At 44.2% G+C, this 16,376-nt stretch carries 18 protein-coding genes; 3 read left to right on the forward strand and 15 right to left on the reverse strand.

The window, feature by feature from the left end:
* Nucleotides 1–6 precede the first annotated feature (6 nt).
* The 14 genes from CLV42_RS18070 to CLV42_RS18135 form a co-directional block, all read right to left on the reverse strand.
* The gene (locus tag CLV42_RS18070) at nt 7–1,512 is read right to left on the reverse strand and encodes a Y-family DNA polymerase (RefSeq protein ID WP_106603333.1); all 1,506 of its coding nucleotides are present in this window, start codon (nt 1,510–1,512) and stop codon (nt 7–9) included.
* Nucleotide 1,513: 1 nt separating this feature from the next.
* Nucleotides 1,514–2,251: an ImuA family protein gene (locus CLV42_RS18075; RefSeq protein WP_106603334.1), complete on the reverse strand. Its 738-nt coding sequence runs from the start codon at nt 2,249–2,251 to the stop codon at nt 1,514–1,516.
* Between the two features lie 172 nt (nt 2,252–2,423).
* Complete coding sequence (locus CLV42_RS18080; RefSeq protein WP_106603335.1) at nt 2,424–3,221, reverse strand: helix-turn-helix domain-containing protein; 798 nt, start codon at nt 3,219–3,221, stop codon at nt 2,424–2,426.
* Nucleotides 3,222–3,280: 59 nt separating this feature from the next.
* Nucleotides 3,281–4,117 carry an oxidoreductase gene (locus tag CLV42_RS18085; RefSeq protein ID WP_106603336.1) on the reverse strand — a complete coding sequence of 279 codons (837 nt, stop codon included), beginning with the start codon at nt 4,115–4,117 and terminating at the stop codon, nt 3,281–3,283.
* A 102-nt stretch (nt 4,118–4,219) separates the two neighbouring features.
* Nucleotides 4,220–6,253, reverse strand: a complete 2,034-nt coding sequence (locus CLV42_RS18090) for a glycoside hydrolase family 65 protein (protein WP_245901680.1) — start codon at nt 6,251–6,253, stop codon at nt 4,220–4,222.
* Between the two features lie 136 nt (nt 6,254–6,389).
* Nucleotides 6,390–7,454, reverse strand: a complete 1,065-nt coding sequence (locus CLV42_RS18095) for an ArsO family NAD(P)H-dependent flavin-containing monooxygenase (protein WP_106603337.1) — start codon at nt 7,452–7,454, stop codon at nt 6,390–6,392.
* Between the two features lie 95 nt (nt 7,455–7,549).
* On the reverse strand, nt 7,550–8,041 hold the full coding sequence (locus CLV42_RS18100) for a GNAT family N-acetyltransferase (RefSeq protein ID WP_106603338.1): 492 nt from the start codon (nt 8,039–8,041) through the stop codon (nt 7,550–7,552).
* Between the two features lie 204 nt (nt 8,042–8,245).
* A complete protein-coding gene (locus tag CLV42_RS18105; RefSeq protein ID WP_106603339.1) occupies nt 8,246–9,019 on the reverse strand; it encodes a metallophosphoesterase family protein in 774 nt (257 codons plus the stop codon).
* A gap of 10 nt (nt 9,020–9,029) precedes the next feature.
* A complete protein-coding gene (arsB, locus tag CLV42_RS18110) occupies nt 9,030–10,112 on the reverse strand; it encodes an ACR3 family arsenite efflux transporter (RefSeq protein ID WP_106603340.1) in 1,083 nt (360 codons plus the stop codon).
* Between the two features lie 17 nt (nt 10,113–10,129).
* Complete coding sequence (locus CLV42_RS18115) at nt 10,130–10,975, reverse strand: arsenite methyltransferase (RefSeq protein WP_106603341.1); 846 nt, start codon at nt 10,973–10,975, stop codon at nt 10,130–10,132.
* A 54-nt stretch (nt 10,976–11,029) separates the two neighbouring features.
* Entirely contained in the window at nt 11,030–11,359 is a 330-nt protein-coding gene (locus tag CLV42_RS18120; protein ID WP_106603342.1) for an ArsR/SmtB family transcription factor, read from the reverse strand.
* Nucleotides 11,360–11,414: 55 nt separating this feature from the next.
* Nucleotides 11,415–11,954: an LOG family protein gene (locus CLV42_RS18125; protein ID WP_106603343.1), complete on the reverse strand. Its 540-nt coding sequence runs from the start codon at nt 11,952–11,954 to the stop codon at nt 11,415–11,417.
* 133 nt (nt 11,955–12,087) lie between these two features.
* Nucleotides 12,088–12,822 carry an SDR family NAD(P)-dependent oxidoreductase gene (locus CLV42_RS18130; protein ID WP_106603344.1) on the reverse strand — a complete coding sequence of 245 codons (735 nt, stop codon included), beginning with the start codon at nt 12,820–12,822 and terminating at the stop codon, nt 12,088–12,090.
* Between the two features lie 81 nt (nt 12,823–12,903).
* A complete protein-coding gene (locus CLV42_RS18135) occupies nt 12,904–13,344 on the reverse strand; it encodes a nuclear transport factor 2 family protein (protein WP_106603345.1) in 441 nt (146 codons plus the stop codon).
* 304 nt (nt 13,345–13,648) lie between these two features.
* Here CLV42_RS18135 and CLV42_RS18140 point away from each other — a divergent pair, with 304 nt between their 5' ends.
* Nucleotides 13,649–14,047: a winged helix-turn-helix transcriptional regulator gene (locus CLV42_RS18140; protein ID WP_106603346.1), complete on the forward strand. Its 399-nt coding sequence runs from the start codon at nt 13,649–13,651 to the stop codon at nt 14,045–14,047.
* Nucleotides 14,048–14,086: 39 nt separating this feature from the next.
* On the opposite strand, the gene CLV42_RS18145 is transcribed toward CLV42_RS18140, so the two are convergent.
* Nucleotides 14,087–14,560, reverse strand: a complete 474-nt coding sequence (locus tag CLV42_RS18145; RefSeq protein ID WP_106603347.1) for a hypothetical protein — start codon at nt 14,558–14,560, stop codon at nt 14,087–14,089.
* Between the two features lie 379 nt (nt 14,561–14,939).
* Between CLV42_RS18145 and CLV42_RS18150 the strand changes: the two genes are divergently transcribed.
* Both CLV42_RS18150 and CLV42_RS18155 read left to right on the forward strand, forming a co-directional pair.
* The gene (locus CLV42_RS18150) at nt 14,940–15,671 is read left to right on the forward strand and encodes a hypothetical protein (protein WP_146154416.1); all 732 of its coding nucleotides are present in this window, start codon (nt 14,940–14,942) and stop codon (nt 15,669–15,671) included.
* Between the two features lie 10 nt (nt 15,672–15,681).
* Nucleotides 15,682–16,272 (forward strand): hypothetical protein, encoded by a 591-nt coding sequence (locus CLV42_RS18155; protein WP_211303478.1) that lies wholly within the window; start codon nt 15,682–15,684, stop codon nt 16,270–16,272.
* Nucleotides 16,273–16,376 lie beyond the last annotated feature (104 nt).

The raw sequence follows: 16,376 nt of genomic DNA on the forward strand, positions 1-16,376 counted from the left end.
CTTTATCTATGCAAAAAAGCCATGAATAAACCATTGGGACTGATTTCCCGAATAATGCCCCGATCTGAACAACCAGTAACGTTGTCCTTCCGTATCTTCTACTGTATAATAATCTCTGTGTTCCCCACCATCTTTCTCCAGCCACCATTCCCGTTCTATCCGTTCCGGCCCGTCCGCTTTCCTGATCTCGTGCAGTTTACCTTTATAGCGGAATAACATAGGCGGATAATCCGGTATCGGTGCGGTCACTTCAACAGGTTCAGGTTTTGATAATAACTGCACCGGACGGGGTTTATCAGTACGCCATGCAGTAGCAGGTTTTTCTTCCAGGGAAGTAGCTTGTTGTATAGACCGTTCAGGCCAGTAATGTTCCGCCGGCAGATAACGGCGGATGCTGTCTTCCCCGATCTTGCCCGCCAGCCTGTCCAGTAGTTCTGCAACCGCTGGTGCTTTTAAACCAGGATTACCTATCCACAATACTTCCTGTTCCGAGGCTACGTCTTCTACCTTTGATGCTTCCAGTGTAAACAGTTCAATACCCAGAGCAGGCTCTATCGTCGGGATTTTCAACTCAAATAGCCGGAAAAGATGCTCCGGATGATGGGACGCGCGACTGGTACCGATTTCTGTCTGTACCATCCTGTTATCTACGCGATACCCTTTAAGGACAGCCGTACGCAGCCCTTTGCCCTCTTTCTGTAAACGGAGGCAGAGTTGTTCCAGTAATACTTTCAGGGCTATTTCAATACCTGGAGCTGTACGGATGGGTTCCAGGCAGGGTAGGCGTTCTTCATAGGGAGGTACCGGGTAAAGAGGGGCAATAGCCTCTGTCTCATATCCCAGTGCCTGGCCAAGCCGTATTAACAATGGCTGACCAAAACGCCTGCGTAATACAGATTGGGGCATATTCATGAAACTGCCGATCTGGTACAATCCCAGTTTCTGCAAACGGGCGAGTATGTCTTCTTCAAGTCGTAAAGCAGCAGGAGGCAGTCGCATCAATGCATCTGCCTGTTCTCCGCTATCGATAATAGGGGTGATTTTTCCGTAACGGGCTACTGCCCAGGCTGTGCCGATGGTGTCAGCCATCGCGCCGCGCACATCATAACCAATGGCGCGGAGTTTCGTAATGAGCTCTTTCAGGTAAGGTCGTTCTCCTCCCCAGAGATGCGTACAACCGCTTACATCCAGGATAAGGCTATCTGGCAGGTCTATTCCTACTACAGGTGTATAACGGATGCACCACTCACCCAGTGCTTTCAGCAATTGAGCGCCCCGTTCAGGTTCATCATCAAATGCCTGCAGGGAAGAAACGATCGCTTTGGCATCTGCCAGCGGCATGGAAGTCCTGATACCTTGTGCTTCAGCCGCCGGACTGGCCGAAGTGATGATCATTCTGCCATGAACAGGTGCTGCCAGCACAAAGGGCATGTGCTGCAGGGCAGGTTGCCTGCGTACATGCCAGTCAGTCAGCAGATGACGGAACCATATCGACATAAAACGCTTCGACATATCACCCTGCCTTTAATTGCTGTTCCTGTACAATAACAGGAGTAGCATTGTCCGGAATAACTACACATTTCCCATCTGTCCATTCCATCTTCCAGGCCCCGGGACGCCCATTGCGTACCTTTAGCAGTTCTACATGCCAGCGGGGAGCGCCAACACCCGGTATACCATCTTCCAGCTCACTGGACAATGGAGTGATCTTCCACCGCGTTACACAGGCTGTTGTACTGGCCGCCCTGGTAGATGTACGGAGAATAAAACCCGTCACCTTACTTTGTTCAACTACCAGTTGCAGGCGCCGCGATTGTGTAAAGCTGATCTCCGGTATCTCTGCAATCACCGCTGCAATACCGTCACATTTAAGCGCTTCCTCCAATGCCCAGAGTGCGTCTTTTATCCGTTGCAGATCTATAAAAATGACCTTGTCAGGCTCTATACCAAAGGTCTTCAGGGAAGGAGGGAAGAGCGTCCTGGCTACACTTATCCAGATACAGGCGCCTCCGCGTTGCATCAGATTGCCAGCCAGGGCGCTTACAAAACCAGTAGCTGCAGCAGCATGCTCCCTGAAGGCACAGAGAAATTCATGTACAGCGCCTGTCGGGAAAATAGCATTCGGAAAAGCAGTGTTCACAGGCCCCAGATCTATATCTGGCACCGTATCGGTCAGCTTTGACCTGAACCCTTGCATGCGAAGGATGTCTTGCTGCAATTGTGAAATAATATCTGCTTTTACTGCTGGCATACCTGATTACTGAATGAATACGAACAACTAATTTGTTTAGCAATATTACTAATAATATTAGTATTCTAAAAGGTGTTTTTTTACACCTTTTACAGTGCAGTTGCTTACAGAAAGATTATCAGTGAATTAAACAGGGTTCTGCGCAGAGAGAGTTGGCTGCCTGCTGATAATATCAGATCTTACTGGGCGCTAGTCCATACATTTTCTTGAACGCAAAAGAGAAGTGGGAGAGATCTTCAAATCCTACATCAATATACACATCAGATGGGGCTTCGCCTTTTTCTTTAATCCGGTAATGCGCTTCCTGTAATCTTCTGTGCTGCAGCCATTTGCCCGGAGTGGCATTAAATGTCTTTTCAAAATCCCGCTTAAAGGTCGACAAACTCCGCCCGGTTAAATAAGCAAACCTGTCCAGCGGCACATTAAAATGAAAATTCCTGTTCATAAAGGCTTCCAGGTCGATCTTCCCGGGTTCTGTCAGGTCAAATAGTATGTCTTTTAACGCCGGATTGGTTTGCAGCACTATGGCAATCGCTTCTTTTACCTTTAATGACAACAGCACTTCATTGTTACCATGCATCAATGCGTCATAGGGCTGCAGGGAATCTATATAACTCTTCAGAAGAGGATGGGCGTGTAACAACATGACCGGCGGCGTTTGCAGATGCTTCTCCGAAGTATACCCATACTCCATACCAAAACTCCTGAGTGTCTGCTGATCGAGGTAAACGGAGATGTTTTTATATTCACCATTTGCAGGCGGCTGCTTGGTGAATTTTATCAGGCTGTTTCTTCTGGTTAATCTGAAACAATCTTCATGGAAAGTATACTGTTTATCCCCATCCGACATCGTAAGTGTACCAGCTATCTGGTAACTGAACACATGTTCAGGCACAAATTGTTCACCTTCTCTCGTCTGATTGTAATAACAGGAATAAGTGATCTGTTTCAGTGGTTTTTGCTCGTTCATATCCAGAGTAAATGACCTGGCTGCCCCCTGACAGCCAGGTATAACAAAGCTAGAAATTATTATTTAGTATTATCCTCGTCTGTAGATTCACTTACCGTAAGCCATTTATCCAGCTCTTCCCGTCTTACAGCATCTGCCTGTTTCAGCAGATTAGTGGCGTCACTCCCTAAAACGAGGTGTACAGGTGGCTCCGGATGATCTGCCAGCTCAACCAGTACCTTTGCTGCCTTGTCAGGATTTCCTTTAGGGATGAATTGATTGTTCTTAAAGATCTCCGCCCTGCTATCAACGGTAGATTCATAACCTTCCACATGCGGTGCTACACTCATGGAAGTGCCTGCCCAGTCTGTACGGAATCCGCCTGGTTCTACGGATGTCACCTTTATACCCAGTGGTCCCACTTCCTTTGCCAGTGCCTCACTGAAGCCGGATAATCCCCATTTGGCACTCTGGTATATGCTTAATCCTATGCTGGTGATGCGCCCACCTACAGAACTCACCTGCAATATCCTGCCGGAACGTTGTTTTCTCATATGAGGAAGTACTGCTCTTGTAATTTCTACAGGCGCATACAGGTTTGTTTCAAACTGACTGCGTACCTGTTCATCTGTGAATGCCTCAGCTGCACCAACGATGCCGAAACCCGCATTGTTTACCAGCACATCAATACGGCCGAAATGTGCAATAGTATCTTCTACCGCTTTATATACCTGCTTATAATCTGTTACATCCAGTTGAACAGGCAGGATATTGTCGCCATATTTCTGTACCAGGTCATCCAGCTGTGCAGGATTCCTTGCCGTAGCTGCTACCAGGTCTCCTTTTGCCAGTACGGCAGTGGTCAGACTTCTTCCTAATCCCCTCGAACTGCCCGTAATAAACCAAACTCTAGCCATAATCTTTTGTTTTAAATTTTACCCAAAATTACAGCGTTAGAAATGGCCCAGGTTTGTTGCAAAGTTCAATTTAGTTTGTTATAAAGTTCAGATTTATTATACCTACTTTTTTATAGTATAAGTTTTCTTATCTGGTCCGACACCTGTTATAGTCAGACTTTTCCAGCCGGCAGGTAAAACAGATTTTACCTGTCTGATCCCCTGAGAGGTGATGTCTAGTCCGCCAAAGCCCATCATCACACATTGCAGAATACCACCGGCACCAGTGGCAAAATAGGGATTGGTACCGCCCTTTGTTTCCGCAATCACCCTGAATGGCGGATTCAGGTTAGGTTCGTAGGAATCTTTAAAGAAGTGAGTGGCTTTGTCTACATCCCCAAGTCTTGCATACAACAATGCAAAAATGGCCTGTGTCATGGCAGGAGTACCTTCATTGGGTACGCGCGTGGAATAATAGTCCAGGTCCTTTTTTATCTGTGAAGCGTCTGCAATTTCTTTTAAAGGATACGCCAGCAGGTTTACATCCGCCTGTTTGATGCCTTCTCCGTTATATGCCGCATGCTCTTTCGTTATTCCATTGTCGAGCTTTAAAACAGGAATATTGTCGGCAACATTTTTCCAGTCCGCATCAGGTGTAATACCCAACAATTTCGCGGCTTCAATAGCAGCATAAAGATTGGCTTTTGCTGCAGCATTGGTGAATGCATTATTATCAACGTTCTCAGCCCATTCATCTGCGGCTACTACATTTTTAATATCATATTTGCCAGGGCCATTACGCTCCACGCGACTTGCCCAGAAGTCTGCTGTGGCTGAAAGTATCGGCCAGCCTCTTTCTTTCAGCCATTCTTTGTCCTGTGTTACGTTGTAATACTGGAATGCAGCCATGGCTACGTCAGCAGTGATATGATGTTCAAACGGACCGCTTAATGCCCATACAGGTGTTTCTTCCACACCACTTTCTGCACTTTCCCATGGATACATGGCGCCTTTAAAGCCGTGAGAAAATGCATTGCGCTTTGCTGCATCAAGTCTTTTATAACGATACTCCACCATGTTCTTTGCCAGCTCCGGATGAAGCACTAATAAAGCGGGGTACATCCATAGATCCGCATCCCAGAAAACATGGCCGTTGTAACCCAGGCCAGACAATCCCATGGGCGATAAAGAATAGCCTATACCTTCCCTGCTGAACGCATACAAATGATATAGCATGCTATGTACGTCCTGTTGCGCCTGTGCATCGCCATCAATAGTAATATCGCTCTTCCATAAATCATCCCAGGCCTTGTTATGAAAGCTGATCAGCCTTTCCCGGCCTTCGAGCTTTGCATAGAGTGTCATACGTTCCGCTTCATTCAAAGGATCATCATGCTGTGCAGATGTAATGGAAGAACCAGCAATAGAATAATGGTAAGTTTCACCCGCCTTAATGAGGCGTGTAAACTTCATCAGGTGCATGTTGTTGTCCCACATCTCATGAATGACCTTAGGTTCTTTACCATGCGGCTCCGTAAATAAAAAAGTATTGGAAGCACACATGAGCAATTTACCCGTAGGACTTTTGGCGGTAGAAGTAAGCAGCGATATTGTTACATGCGGCCTGTCTATTTCATTGTAGTAATTCTGAACATCACGTAGTGCATCCGGTGCTTCCATGACGCTTGCACCGGTAATAGCGATATCTTTTTTAGCGGTTATTGCTACATCCATCAGCACCGTAAAAGGCAAATGGCGTAAGGCATAATAGCTTGTTGTGACAGCCGCTTTATCTGTATAATCAAATGAGGTGCTAAAACCTCCATGCTGCATATCGAGCGACTGTCGAAAGTTACTTACAGACTTCGCATCTACTCTTTTGCCATCCACTTCAAGATACATATTCAGCAGGTTGAAGCTCTTCAGGAAGTTACTCACCCTGCCACGGCCATACAGGTCATAAGCACCTGCAAGCACTACATCTTTCACTTTAAAAGGTTCCGGTGAAGATACAATACCGATCATCCCATTGGCAGCGGTTAAACCATAGTAATTGGATGCGTCAATCTTTTCGGCATTGATCTTCCATTTATCCTGTCCGAAAGAAGTTGTAGCTGATACAAGAAGGCAAATTGTAAGCACGAAGCGGGAGTACATCATTCAGATTTACTGGTGAAATAAATAGTATATCCACTACAGATGGATAGTGTAACATACGCTCATCGGTAGTGTACCTAATATACGGCTTTCTATCTTTTGATAATAGTGCTATTTGTTTCCCGCTCCGGTAGGATCAATGAAAGTGACCCTTCAAAAAGAACACTACTTCATCTATTGTCTTTTTAGCGGTACGCCCGACTCCGATCAATGTGGCAGACGCGAACCCTGTCCAGGAGCCGTATCCCACCAGCCAGAGCCCTGCAAGATTGATGGCTCTCGTTTCATGTGTATGGATCTTGCCATCTGGCTGAAAGATATTTAATGATGCCAGATGCTGTAACGCAGACCGAAAACCGGTGCAGAAAATAACGGCATCAACGGCTTCCCGCCGGCCGTCATGCCAGCCGATACCCTCCTCATAGAAATAATCAAAAGAGGGTAGTGCATGATAAACATCTCTTTCAATTGCCTCGCGCACAAGTGGCACCTGTACAATATGACCAAGCGAGGGCGGTTGATAATTGTTGCCTTCCTGCCGGGCTTTATAAAGCGCCGTAGCGGCATCAAAGAGATAGCGGCCATCTACATGATCAGGAAGGAATGAAGGCGCATTCCTGGTGGTCCATAATACCTCAGCAACCTTAGATACTTCCGCCAGTATCTGGGCACCGGAATTACCTTCACCGGCCACTACTACACGCTTGCCTGTAAATGGCGCCGGACTACGGTAATCAGCAGAATGAATGACCGTGCCTTTAAAAAGAGAATTGCCGGGGATATCAGGAATGATGGGATTCGAATAACTTCCGGTAGCACTTATCACAGCCCGCGAAGTATAGGTGCCCCGATTGGTGGATAAAATAAACAAACCGTCTTCTTTGATAACGCGGGTTACTTCAACAGGCCGTATTACAGGAAACTGATACCTGCTTTCATACTGCCGCAGGTAGGTAAGCGCTTCATCTCTTGTAGGATATTTGTCACTTCCTCCTGTCATGATAACGCCGGGCAATGAGCTCCATTGTGCGGGAGAAAATAGGGTGAGAGAATCCCATCCATGCTGCCAGGATCCTCCCGCTTCGTTTTCCTTGTCAAGCAAAACATAGCGAAGATTCGTCCTTCTTAAATAATAAGCTGTTGCCAGCGCACTTTGACCTCCTCCAATAACAATTACATCATAAAAGTTTTCCTGACTCATTACCTGAAGTTCTTACCTGCTAATTTACCTGCTTAGAGATTATTTTCGACAAACTGCCTGGAATACGCTTTGATCTGCTCACGCCCAGTACGGAATTATTCTAACCCCACAATCTTACTTCTTCTTTCCATCAGTACAGTATTTCTCCAGATGCCATTCATCTGTCCTATCTTTTCCCGATAGCCTACCTGTCTGAACCCCTGTTGTTCGTGCAGCCTGATACTCGCCACATTCTCCGGAAATATACCCGCCTGTAAAGTCCAGAACCCATGCCCCTCGCTTTCATTGATCAGCGCCTGCAACAGCTTACTACCGATTCCTTTCCCTCTGGCAGCTTCCCCGATATATACGCTAACCTCTGCCACACCAGCGTATACACAACGGCCGGATACAGGTGTGAGAGCAGCCCATCCCAGAACGGTATCATCTTCAACAGCTACCAGCCGGCAGTGTTGCGTATGGGCTTTGTCCCATTCATCCCAGGAAGGAGCGCTGGTCTGGAATGTTGCATTACCGGTGGCAATGCCGCTTTCATAGATAGTTTTTACCTGCTCCCAATGTGCAGGTTGCATGGAAATGATCTGCATACGTAATACTTATTTTGTGCAGCAGTCTGGCCTGCAGCAAATAGTGGCATTAGATTTTCTGCATAGACTGTTGATGAAAGATCTGTTTACCTCGTATCGCGATATTACAATGATAGTTTTAATTACCCAAAAAAGCAGGAGCGAGGCTTAACGCTCAAATAAAAAGCCGGATTTCTCCGGCTTATATTGGCTTTAAATGGAATGTTAAACGCCTTTACGCAGGCTTTCGGCATATGCGTTGGGTAGCGGACTGCTTTCTACAGCTTTGGCGGCTTTTTCTACATCGTACTCAAAACGTACAAATTCCACCTGCACGGTGTCTTTGTTAAAAATACTGCTATCCTCATTGATATGTAGCAGTACATATCCACCGCGGGAGTCGCCATCTTTAGGTTTGCCAACAGAGCCGATGTTTATTGCATGCCTGTAATGCTGGTTTTCTTCCGGTATCGCAGGTAAAACACGATGGTAGGGTTTATGGGTATGACCGAAGCACATAATATCTGCGTCTGCATCCTGCATAATGCGCAGCAGGCTTTTTTCGTCCCTGTCTTCAAACAGGTATTCGTTTATCTTTCGCGGACTGCCATGCACCAGCAGGAGGTTCAGCTTATCCTGATTTAACTGAAATTCCACTTTGATGTGTGCTGGTAAGGTGCGCAGGTATCTGCGCTCCTCGTCCTTTATGATCTCATTGGTAAAGGAAATGGACACAGCGCCATTGGCCTTTTCATCATCTGTTTTATAGGCGCAGCCGCAATCGTTGCTTTTCCTGCCAATACCAAAATCATAATTGCCTGCAATAGTCGGAATGCCGCGTCTGCGCACCTCGTTAATCACTTCATTAGGCCAGATATTGTATCCTACAAGGTCACCCAGACAATAAATGGCGTCCGGACGACGGGCTTCCACATCTTTAAAGAATGCTTCCAGGGCAGGCAGGTTGGCATGTATGTCACTAAATAATGCAATTTTCATATGAATAGGTTTAGGCGTTTTGAATCTGATTGTTTAAATAATACTTCCTTCTTAACGCAAAGGCGACATTTACTAAGGCAATGAGGGCAGGTACTTCTACCAATGGTCCGATCACGCCTGCAAATGCCTCACCGCTATTGATGCCAAATACACCGATAGCAACGGCTATTGCCAGTTCAAAGTTGTTGCCGGTAGCAGTGAAGGCGATGGACGCATTGCGCGCATAGTCAGCTCCCAACGCTTTGCCAATAAAAAAGCTCAGCAGGAACATAATTGCAAAGTATAGCACCAGTGGTATCGCTATGCGTACAACGTCCATGGGGATTTGTACGATTAACTGTCCCTTGAGGCTGAACATGACAACGATGGTGAACAATAATGCGATCAAAGTAATAGGAGAGATAAAGGGAATGAACTTTTTAGTCAGCCATTCTTCGCTTTTAATACTTATAAGTGCATATCGGCTGATAAGACCGGCGGCAAAAGGTATCCCCAGGTAAATAGCTACACTTTTGGCAATTTCACCAATGGTAATGTTTACAGTCAACCCTTTCATGCCGAATAAAGGGGGTAATACCGTGATGAATACGTAAGCATACACACTGTACAGCAACACCTGGAAAATACTGTTTAAGGCCACTAATCCTGCGGCGTACTCCCGGCTACCTTCCGCAAGTTCATTCCATACAATCACCATTGCAATGCAGCGGGCCAGGCCAATCAGAATAAGCCCGACCATATATTCCGGGTAACCATGCAGGAAAACTATCGCCAGTATAAACATAAGTATGGGACCTATAATCCAGTTCAGCAACAGCGAAGCACCTAGTACCCTGGTGTTGTTAAACACTTCTCCCATTTTCTCATAACGTACCTTTGCCAGAGGCGGGTACATCATCAGGATAAGGCCAATGGCAAGGGGAATATTGGTGGTGCCGCTGGACATTTGATTAATATAAGCAGGAACACCTGGCATGAAATACCCCATGCCTACACCTAGTGCCATTGCGAGAAATATCCAAAGGGTAAGATAACGGTCCAAAAAACTTAGCTTTTTCCGTTCATGCGCCGGCGCGCAATTATTAGCTGACATTGTTTTACTATTTAGCGTTAATTACAGCAGCCCGGAGCGCAACAGGGCGCCTCCGCTGAGGGTTTCTCTGCATATACGGTGATGCTATATATACCCGTCTGACCGTTTCTGAAATCTTTTATCTCATCTGCAGATAGATATCCGGACAGGATATCATCCGGTATAATAATAGCTTTCTCTTTCTGTACGGTAACATTGGCAAACCCATTGTCACGGATTAAACCAAGATAAGCCTGTTGCTGTATGGCGCCTGATACACAGCCTGCATACATCTCCGCCGCCTCCTGTATCGCTGGTGGAAGATCTCCCTCCAGTACAATATCGGAAATACTGAAGTGACCACCAGGTTTTAACACCCGGTAAATTTCTTTTATGACAGCATCTTTATTGGGAACAAGGTTCAACACACAATTGCTGACCACTACATCAGCTACATTAGCTGAAACCGGCATGTTTTCAATATCCCCCTGCCGGAATTCGACGTTATTGAACCCACGTATTGCCGCATTGGTACGCGCTCTTTCTATCATGGCAGGCGTAAAGTCTATGCCGATCACTTTACCCGTTTCACCTGTTTCGTGTCGGGCTATAAAGCAATCATTCCCTGCACCGCTGCCAAGGTCTATCACAGTATCACCCTTTTTGATCTGGGCAAACTGGGTAGGCAGGCCACACCCCAGCCCCAGGTCCGCATCTGCATGATACCCTTCCAGCGCACTATAATCATCACTCATGATGTTATATACTTCTGTGGAGCAGCAGCCGGAACCGCAACAGGATGCCTGGTTGTCGGCTTTATCCTGTAAAGCGATCTCACTGTACTTCTGTTTCACCATGTCTTTGATTTGCTGATCGTTTGACATAAAATGGAGTTTAAAGTATTATTGTAATATTACGATGAATAGGGGCAAAAAAAATCAACAGCATTTATTCCCCAGGCTTACCTCTCCGAAGAAGCTGTTAAACAATTGTTTATACTGCTTCCACACTGCCGGATTGATACAATAACATACACTGGCGCCTTCAATAGTCCCCTGAATGATCCCTGCGTTCTTTAATTCCTTCAGATGTTGGGAAGTCGTTGCCTGGGCAAGCCCTAATTCCTCCACCAGGTCCCCGCAAACACAGGCATTTGTCTTCACCAGGTACTGCAGAATGGCAATACGTGCAGGGTGTGCAAGTGCCTTCGCCATACTGGCAAGCTCATTTTGCTGTTCGGTGAAAAGGTCTGTTTTACTGGCTCCCATATCGCAATATTACGATGATAGTGCTAAATACCCAAAAAAAAAGAAGAAATATTTCTCAGGATAATCTGGTGCCAAAGATAGCTTCCGGTGAATCGACTACGGTAAAGGCACTTGCGGGATCAGCATACAGAAATCCTTTTTCTTTCATAATGAAGAACTGTTGTACCAATGGATCGTAGAATCCCGCCGAGTTAAGCAGAATGATTTTTTTATCATGAATACTCAGGCTGTTCCATGCCATCATTTCAATCACTTCATCCAGCGTACCATAACCGCCCGGAAGAATGATAGCAGCATCACAAAGACTGTACATCATCTTCTTCCTCGTATGCATGTCTTCCACAATGTGGAGCTGCGTTAGTCTATCATGTTTGAATTCTCTTTCGACCAGCGATTTAGGCATAACACCTATGACGTTCCCCTCATTTTCCAATGCCGCATTCGCGACAATACCCATAAGTCCACTATTGCCACCTCCATACACGAGTGTGATTTTGTGCTGTGCAAGTAAAGCGCCAAGTGTTGCTGCATGCTGTGAAAAGAGAGGATCACTTCCTGGTTTTGAACCACAGAAAACGGCTGCTGATTGAAACATGATATTGTTGATGATTAGGATGTAATATTAGCAGATAAGAGTGAAATATTTATGTTTTTTCTCACAGGGTACTGACTTTTAATATTCATTGGACAATCAATTGATGATTAAAAGTACGCTATGTCAGTACATGCTAGTCAGGGAACGAAATCCCTGTAGCCTCTCTGCAAGCGTCCAGAAATCTTTCCTGCAGTATGATATTGTTGGCTTCCGGTTTGTACGATTTTTCCATCTGATGAAAGAAATAGCGGCCGCTGACTTTAGCTTTATCATCGTTGCTTACAGCAAGCCATACCTGCGTTTCATAGCCCTTTTGCAAGCTATCCGGCGCGCCTCGTCCGCCCATCTTTGTTGGCACCCATCCCGGGTCAACAGCATTGGAATAGACATCAGTCCATTTGCGCGACACCGCTATAGAAAGCATTAGCAAAAGTAATTTTGAATCAGAATAAGTAATGCGGTTAATATCACTTTTAAAAAGATCAGGATTGGCAGTTCCTTGAAAGTGCATGCCTGAACTTAAGTAAATCAGTCGCTTGGGCTTTTGAATTAGGCAAGTAAGGATATAAGGGGCTAAGATATTGATATGGAAAATCTGCTTTGATGAAACATTGTATACTCCCGCATTATGGATCACAGCATCAAACATTCCCAACTCATTGACTTCATGAGCAAGCCTTTTTGTTTCTTCAATATCCGACAAATCGCCTGTTAAAATGCTTTCTGCATCTGGTACTTTTTTAAGCGCTTCGCTTTTCCTTTCTTTGTTACGTGCGTGCAAAACGACCTGATGCCCATTTTCTATCAAGGCTTTCGCCGATAATAGCCCAAGGCCATCTGATGATCCCGTAATGAATATTCTTGCCATAGATTGAAATCCCTTTCAATGGTGATATAGCTAGTTCCACTGTATGGAATTAGCTATATCTGCTGTTACTTATTAGTTATCCTAACTGTTTAATGGCCTTGCCTCTATAATCAGGAAGTGACCGGTACGTTCTTTTATTAACCATTTTCCATTTTGAAAAACATATTTGTCATCATATTTGACGCTATAGTCTGTAATAATATCCTTCCCTTCAGACGCTCTTATCATTTTGAGCTGAGAAAAAGAAATACCTGTCGCTGTATCGCCATCTATTTTTACAGTATGCTGTCCATTCATTGTAAAATAAGTTTTTACCAGGGAAGCATGTCCATTAAATTCTTTTTCCAGGTTTTCTGTTCCTGAAATATTGGCTACTAAAGAATTGTTCATATAAACCTTATACACAGCATCCGGTGTAAATATGCCCATTTGTTCCGAAATTTTCTTTTCATCGCCTAAAGATGCATAAGCGTCTATTAAATTCCTTAGTTCTTCTTTGGTTCTTAAGATTTCCAATGTCATGATTTTTTATTTAATATTTAAGAAATTATTATGGTTTAAAGTAGGTCGTCAATTGCTGACCATCGGTGCCTTATGCAGATAAGTTTTGTCGTAACCTTGTGCTCACTATGCAAAGCCTTCCCCTATCGGAAGAAGCCCTGCCGAGCCTGTTCCGCCAAATGTTGTACTATTCATTTTGTACTGGATGATGTTTGTAGAGAAGCTAAATATATTTCCTTTCTCAGGGGCAATATTAGCCTATATTTGATTACAATTTATTAGCTGTTACCTAAAGGTTAGCGACTAACTTTTTAAAATTGAGGTCATGAAGGAAGGAAAAGCAACGCAACAGGCAAACAAAGAGTTTACAGAGGAATGTGAAGTTTTAATAGGAGCAGTAGGCGATGCGTTATATGCTATCGGGGGTAAATGGAAGCTGATGATTATTATTGCCATTGCACGAGGTAACAATAGATTTACTGAATTGCAAAGACGAGTGAAAGGGATTTCAGCAAGAGTACTCTCTAGTGAACTGAAAGAAATGGAGCTCAATGGTTTCATTGTAAAAAAAGTGTCGGTAGGCTATCCGGTACTTATTGAGTATGAACTTACACCCTATAGCCATACCCTCGAAAAGGTTGTCGCAGCACTAACTGAATGGGGACTTCAACATCGGCAGAAAATAAAAGATGAACTATCTTCAGCGGGGGGCTCTCCATCTTAAAGTAAATTGAAGCAGATAATAGATGATTAGACTGTAAGATCAGCAGATAAAAGCGGGATACTCATGCATTGTGAATATATTGTGTGGTGCTTGGTAAAGATGTATTAATACTGCTTTAGATGATTTGAGAGATAGCTTTTCAATAGTTATTCCCTTCGTAGTCACGTCGACATGGACCTTTTCTCTGCAATTGAAATAGGCAACTTTAAGCCATAAACCGCTAAGCACTATTTTAGGTACTTTTTTATACCCTTTTTCTCTTTGAACATAAGCATTTGATGCCGCTGCCGGGGGTAAATAAAGTTCTTTTCCTGTTGGTCGGTAACGCGTAAAAAAAGCTTCAATATTGTCAGTATAAATTTTTATTTCGGTTAAGTTATCTTTTTTTAAGTTTGAGTAGTTGAATTCCGATAACTTCTTTACGAATGAAGTTATTGAAGAGAAGAAGTCAGCGTCACGCTTAACTGCTTCCCACAATGCCTCCGATAAAATCTGCAACTCCTTAATTAACATTGATCCTTTTTTAAAATTTCTAAATTTAATAGCTAACGTAAATATATATATTTAAACTTACAGTGATTGTTCAATAGATACTAGGATATAGGAATTTATAGAGCAGGCAAATAAATTGTCAATTTTAATAAAATTAAAATCATTTTTAATTTATACCCCTGTCACCCCCAAAAAAAAATTATCAAAACAATCATCTCCGAATCACCTAAACCCTTAAATTCGCGTCATTATCAATCACGTATAAACTAAATAAAACTAAAAATTATGAAAAATCTATCGCTTCTACTAGCACTACGACTACCGGTCCTACCACTACTACTACGTCTACAATCATCACGCGGACAAGTATCTCATCGTTCACCAAAACCGGTAAATGCAAATGAAAAGCTCAGTCAATTATATCCGCCATCTGAATGATTTCTATAGCTCACACGAGAGCGATCGCCTTCATGCGAATCATATCAGTCTCTATCATGCGTTATTTAGGATCTGGAACAAACACGAATTCGAAAACCCTATCCAGATCAGAAAAGAAGAAGTCTTGCGATTGTGCGGGATCGGCTCCAAAACTACCTACACCAAGTGCCTCAGGGATTTACACGATTTAAATTACATCATCTACAGGCCTTCGAAAACCCCCTTTACCCCAAGCGCTGTTACCATGTTGCCCCTGGCGAGAAATGGGACACATAACCCCGACCAAAATTGTTCCTCTACATATACCGAAATCAGTCCACATACAGATGGCAATTCTGCCTCCTATAATGACCCAATTCTGGGCCACTATATAATTAAACAATTAAACAGTAATAAAACAGGGAGTCAAACAGGGGACACAGCACCCAAAAAAATTATTCCAGATATAGAAGAAGCAATTGCATTTTTTGTTGCCGCCGGACAACCCCGTACCGAGGCAATCAAGTTCTTCTACCACAACCAGGCTATAGGCTGGTTGATGGGTGGTAATCCAATTCTCGATTGGAAAGCAGCCGCTAACAAATGGATAGAAAATACTCCCTCAATAAATCTCGTTAAAAATGCGAAACTATCAATCAGCACAGAACAACAATCCACAAACTCAGCAACCAAAGATTACAGTCAGCCATTATGATTACTACGATATGATCAAACATGTAGCTGCAAAAGGAAGAGAATACTATGGCAGCAGGTTTGAGGTTGATGATATTGACAGGCCGGTGATCACTAAGTTATTGGCGTATTTCCTGCGTGATGATGATGTCGCTGCAGCAGAAGGGCTGGATCTGAATAAAGGACTTTTACTTACTGGCCCCATTGGTTGCGGTAAAACCTCCCTGATCAGAATTCTGAGACTGCTAGCTTTACCAGCTTACAAGCCGGTCATTAAATCCTGTCGGGAGGTCTGCTTCGAATATGGCAATTTCGGATTTGAAATCCTACAGAAATATAGCAATAGGTCCTTTGAGCCTAGTACCTCAACGCCACGTGCTTATTGCTTTGACGACCTCGGCATGGAATCGTTGATCAATTATTGGGGAAATAACTTCAACGTCATGGCAGAAGTATTACTGTCCCGGTATGATCTGATGGTGAATTGCAGGATGCTCACATATGCTACTACAAACAAGAACGCTGAAGAATTGGAAGCGATATATGGCCCGCAGGTGAGAAGCCGTATGCGTGCAATGTTTAATCTCATCGCATTTCATCCGGAATCACGGGATAAGAGATAGTGATTTTAAATTTGTTTTTTTGATTTGGAAATTAAGGAGGCCCGGTATTTTGCCGGGCTTTTTATTACACAAGAACACCACTTGCAGGAGCTCTTACAACACGA

Origin of the sequence: Chitinophaga ginsengisoli (assembly GCF_003014595.1) — a bacterium.
Taxonomy (GTDB): domain Bacteria; phylum Bacteroidota; class Bacteroidia; order Chitinophagales; family Chitinophagaceae; genus Chitinophaga; species Chitinophaga ginsengisoli.

Excerpts from the sequence above, each read along its gene's own strand:
- CLV42_RS18070 (WP_106603333.1), bottom strand. The coding sequence starts at position 1,512 with ATGTCGAAGCGTTTTATGTCGATATGGTTCCGTCATCTGCTGACTGAC.
- CLV42_RS18075 (WP_106603334.1), bottom strand. The coding sequence starts at position 2,251 with ATGCCAGCAGTAAAAGCAGATATTATTTCACAATTGCAGCAAGACATC.
- CLV42_RS18080 (WP_106603335.1), bottom strand. The coding sequence starts at position 3,221 with ATGAACGAGCAAAAACCACTGAAACAGATCACTTATTCCTGTTATTAC.
- CLV42_RS18085 (WP_106603336.1), bottom strand. The coding sequence starts at position 4,117 with ATGGCTAGAGTTTGGTTTATTACGGGCAGTTCGAGGGGATTAGGAAGA.
- CLV42_RS18090 (WP_245901680.1), bottom strand. The coding sequence starts at position 6,253 with ATGTACTCCCGCTTCGTGCTTACAATTTGCCTTCTTGTATCAGCTACA.
- CLV42_RS18095 (WP_106603337.1), bottom strand. The coding sequence starts at position 7,454 with ATGAGTCAGGAAAACTTTTATGATGTAATTGTTATTGGAGGAGGTCAA.
- CLV42_RS18100 (WP_106603338.1), bottom strand. The coding sequence starts at position 8,041 with ATGCAGATCATTTCCATGCAACCTGCACATTGGGAGCAGGTAAAAACT.
- CLV42_RS18105 (WP_106603339.1), bottom strand. The coding sequence starts at position 9,019 with ATGAAAATTGCATTATTTAGTGACATACATGCCAACCTGCCTGCCCTG.
- arsB (WP_106603340.1), bottom strand. The coding sequence starts at position 10,112 with ATGTCAGCTAATAATTGCGCGCCGGCGCATGAACGGAAAAAGCTAAGT.
- CLV42_RS18115 (WP_106603341.1), bottom strand. The coding sequence starts at position 10,975 with ATGTCAAACGATCAGCAAATCAAAGACATGGTGAAACAGAAGTACAGT.
- CLV42_RS18120 (WP_106603342.1), bottom strand. The coding sequence starts at position 11,359 with ATGGGAGCCAGTAAAACAGACCTTTTCACCGAACAGCAAAATGAGCTT.
- CLV42_RS18125 (WP_106603343.1), bottom strand. The coding sequence starts at position 11,954 with ATGTTTCAATCAGCAGCCGTTTTCTGTGGTTCAAAACCAGGAAGTGAT.
- CLV42_RS18130 (WP_106603344.1), bottom strand. The coding sequence starts at position 12,822 with ATGGCAAGAATATTCATTACGGGATCATCAGATGGCCTTGGGCTATTA.
- CLV42_RS18135 (WP_106603345.1), bottom strand. The coding sequence starts at position 13,344 with ATGACATTGGAAATCTTAAGAACCAAAGAAGAACTAAGGAATTTAATA.
- CLV42_RS18140 (WP_106603346.1), top strand. The coding sequence starts at position 13,649 with ATGAAGGAAGGAAAAGCAACGCAACAGGCAAACAAAGAGTTTACAGAG.
- CLV42_RS18145 (WP_106603347.1), bottom strand. The coding sequence starts at position 14,560 with ATGTTAATTAAGGAGTTGCAGATTTTATCGGAGGCATTGTGGGAAGCA.
- CLV42_RS18150 (WP_146154416.1), top strand. The coding sequence starts at position 14,940 with ATGAAAAGCTCAGTCAATTATATCCGCCATCTGAATGATTTCTATAGC.
- CLV42_RS18155 (WP_211303478.1), top strand. The coding sequence starts at position 15,682 with ATGATCAAACATGTAGCTGCAAAAGGAAGAGAATACTATGGCAGCAGG.